2 protein-coding genes and 1 pseudogene are annotated in these 3,728 nt (G+C 54.7%); 2 read left to right on the top strand and 1 reads right to left on the bottom strand.

Annotation, left to right across the window (positions count from 1 at the left end; genetic code table 11):
- The first annotated feature begins 1,573 nt into the window (after positions 1–1,573).
- Positions 1,574–2,332 carry a hypothetical protein gene (locus VFA76_17900; GenBank protein ID HZR33722.1) on the top strand — a complete coding sequence of 253 codons (759 nt, stop codon included), beginning with the start codon at positions 1,574–1,576 and terminating at the stop codon, positions 2,330–2,332.
- Between the two features lie 560 nt (positions 2,333–2,892).
- On the opposite strand, the pseudogene VFA76_17895 reads toward VFA76_17900, so the two are convergent.
- Positions 2,893–3,027: pseudogene (locus VFA76_17895) on the bottom strand (integrase core domain-containing protein).
- A 41-nt stretch (positions 3,028–3,068) separates the two neighbouring features.
- On the opposite strand from VFA76_17895, the gene VFA76_17890 reads away from it, so the two are divergent.
- Positions 3,069–3,728: RHS repeat-associated core domain-containing protein (locus VFA76_17890; GenBank protein HZR33721.1), on the top strand; the 660-nt coding region annotated here is incomplete at its 3' end.

The raw sequence follows: 3,728 nt of genomic DNA, 5'->3' as shown, positions 1-3,728 counted from the left end.
GATTTCACGTTCCGTGAATATGCTCCGCGGCAAGGGCGATGGATCTCGCCAGACCCAGCCGGGCTGGGCGCAGTGACTATGGAAAATCCACAAACTTGGAACCGCTACGCGTATGTCGGAAATACTCCTTTGGCTGCAACGGACCCCTTGGGACTGAATTCCTCGCTAAGACCCCCGCTTCCTGGCAATCCGAGCGGGCGCTGCGGGTTTGTTGGTGGACCGGCGCCCTTTGAACCCTATTCCTGCGGGAACGGTGAGTCTAACGATCCTAGAACCGGCACGAAGAGTTGGTGTGTCTTGGATGGTGTCATCTCGGACTGTGGTTTCATTCAATTAGAGGCTACGGTCAATTGCCCGCAGTGTGGGCCGCGTGACATCGTAGGTGTCGATAACGTCAGATACCTTCTTGCGGTGGACTACTTTCAGAAAACATGTAGCGGCGCCGTGTCCGGCGGGGTTGGAGGAGCATTCGGAAATTGCACAACGACCTGGGTTAACTCTGGTTTAATGCCTCTTGATGAGCTGATGAGCATCTGGTACTCACCTGGCGAGGTTCCTAGAAAGCTCGGTATGCCCGGCCCCGCGGTGAAGGCTCAGCATCCACAACAGCCTTCCCGGCATTATGCCGACTATCTAAGGTGTGCCACTGGAGAGTTCATTGAAGAGAATTTTGGTGATGATGATAAGGCGTTTGCGACTGTCTTAGCGAATATCGCACCATTTGCTCCCCCCAATCTTTTGAGAGGAGGCCCTTTCGCGGCTCTCGCGGTCGCTGCAGTATGTGACCTTTCGGTAGCTTTTAAAGTTCGTCGAACCTGTAGCGACCAGATATATGGCGGCCATTCATGAGCCACAACCACTCCGGGAATGCTCATGCCACTTTGTGCGCGAATCGGAACAGTCGGATCGCATTGATCTTTGTTGCCTTGTCGGGGATGGGAGTCGCCCTAAGCTGGAGGTCGCTACACAATCAAGATCCAGTTAAAATTGACATGGTATTTCTGCTTGGGCATCTCATCGCAATTGCTGTTTTAATCCAGCTCTTTGTCACACTGAAATGTATCCGTGAGCGACTGGCGCTCGGCCTCGCGACTGCAAAACTCTCGTTAGGACTATTTTCCGGTCTTGTGCCCAGCGTAGTATCTCCAACTTCGCGACTTGTCAAGGTCGGTAGCTTGCTTTTGTGGGTTCTCGCGGCGATACTTAGCATAAGCATGCTTGCCTCATCGCTTCAACGACAGAAACCTCCAGTATCCTGACCTGAAAGCATGTCAACGAATAACAGATGCGGTGTGCCGGGTGCCCCATGTCTCGCGTTTTTTGCGAGACGTGGGGATCGACCCCTCTGCCAAAACTAAAGTTCAGCCGTCACATCGCTGACACTCGCCGGGTTCTAGAATCGTCCCGCGGGTGGGCTACCTTTGCGCTTTTTGCAAAGGTGGGGGTTCAGGCTTCACAGTCTTTGACAGTGGAGCAATGCTAGATTGCCGGCGTGCCCAGTCGTCTTAAGCGCTAGTACGGAACTCGACTCCTGCATTTCCTTACTTGCAGTTGCTATCATCGACAGGCCTGGTTGGCCAGCGCTCGCCGCCGTGATCTGTTTCTGCGAGTTTTGGAACAGGTACGACAGCATTATCGATTCGTGGTGGTGTGGGATACGTGGTCATGCCCGAGCACATTCACCATCAGCAACGTCCCCACCCGCCATGGCCATAATATGAAATTCCGGCTCTCCAACTTGTATGTGAGGCTCGGTTCGGCTCCCACCGAGACGAACAACTTTGTTTCCATCGAAACCCGCGTGGCAAGCGCCTTAATCCGAGTGGCGGCTTGCGCGGAGGAGTTTTATGTTGCCCTTGCCTTCTACATGGAAGTATCGGCGGCGATGGGTCGCGCGACTGACAGTTGTTGGTTCGAACTTCAACGAACCAAGGGGCGGTTGCCAAACGAAATCATCAAAGGTATTGGCATGGTGGGGTACACACGGCACGGCGCACTTTATGGAAACATTGGGTCGGACGAGATCAGGACATTGATAAACGAGTTTTGGCAGAGTGATAGATTCAGAATGATAGGCACCTCCCGAATCCCCGGCACAACTGCGGTTGAATTGGCAATAGCACTCGACCAGAATCTGCACGACACGGTAGACACGCTACCCGAAAATGTGATGTTCCTTCTGGAGCGGCAATATTTCAGTGATGAGCCTTTTTTGGTTCTGCTAGTTGACAACCGGCTGCTGAACTCCACGCGGGAGCTACTCAGTCGTGCGGCCGCACACTTTCAGCACCCGCTTTTGGAAGTCGGACCGGGAGCATGGCCACCCACATAATCGCCGCAAACAACGGACCTGATCCGGTAGCTGTCGCTAACTCAATGCGACAGTACGTCAAGAACTCGTTGATCACAGCCCCTCTGCAATATCTCAAGCAGAAAACTATCTGGTACTTCTGTGGAAGCTCGCGGGGGTGGGCCACCTTTGCGCTTTTTGCAAAGGGGGAGAAAGGGGTTCAGGCATCACAGTCTTTGACAGTGGAGCAATGCTAGATTGCCAGCGTGCCCAGTCGTCTTAAGCGCTACTACGGAACTCGACTCCTGCATTTCCTCACTTGCAGTTGCTATCATCGACAGGCTGGTTGGCCAGCACTCGACGCCGTGATCTGTTTCTGCGACTTTTGGAACAGGTACGACAGCATTGTCGATTCGTGGTGGTGGGATAAGTGGTCATGCCCGAGCACATTCACCTGCTGAGCCGGAAAGGGGATGACCTGCCCCCTGCTTTCGTGCACGCGATCATACGACAATTTGCGCCTCCGGGTTTGCGGCTGAGGACGGCGCAGCCAGCAAAGCGGAGCCGGCCTCAGCCGCTCTCATCGATGTAGAAAACTCCTTCGGCGTTACGTAACCCAAACTGCTGTGCGGTCGTTCTTCGTTGTACTCTTTTCGCCACGCGGCGATCTTCCGCCGAGCATCGAATAGGTTTTGGAACCAACTTACTGCCAGACACTCTTCTCGATGTCTGGAATCAGGTATTCACCTATGACGCGTTCGGGAATGTTACAAAAACGGTGCCCGCTGGTGGGACGGGCATCGGTTTTGCGCCGGGATACGATGCCGCCAACCATTATCTCGGGGTTTCGTATACGGCTGGCAACCCACAGAATGATGGGGCGCACGCCTACACGTGGGACCCGAATTGGGGCAGTGCGCTGAGCATCGATTCCACCACGCTGGTCTATGACGCCATGGGGCGAACGGTGGAACAGCAGAACGGGACGACCTTCACCGAGGTGATGTATGGTCCAACCGGCAAGCTGGCACTGATGAACGGACAGACTGAAATTCAATCGTTCGAGCCCTTGCCTGGAGGCGGGACGTTCGTTCACCGGCCAGGAAGCTTGACCAACTACTGGCGGCATCCGAACTGGCTGGGCAGTTCAGGTCTGGCCACCACCTTGCCGGGGCGCATCAAGTTTTATGACGGCGCCTATGCGCCTTTTGGCGAAGACTACAACGGTACGGGAACGAAAGATTTGAGCTTCACCGGGCAGACGCAAGATACGACGACTACCGTGGGTGGGTTGTACGATTTCACGTTCCGTGAATATGCTCCGCGGCAAGGGCGATGGATCTCGCCAGACCCAGCCGGGCTGGGCGCAGTGACTATGGAAAATCCACAAACTTGGAACCGCTACGCGTATGTCGGAAATACTCCTTTGGCTGCAACG

The organism is Terriglobales bacterium (assembly GCA_035651655.1).
Taxonomy (GTDB): Bacteria; Acidobacteriota; Terriglobia; order Terriglobales; family Acidobacteriaceae; genus DASRFG01.
The sequence above is the reverse complement of the archived record's forward strand: the minus strand, read 5'-3'. Positions and strand labels throughout refer to the sequence as shown.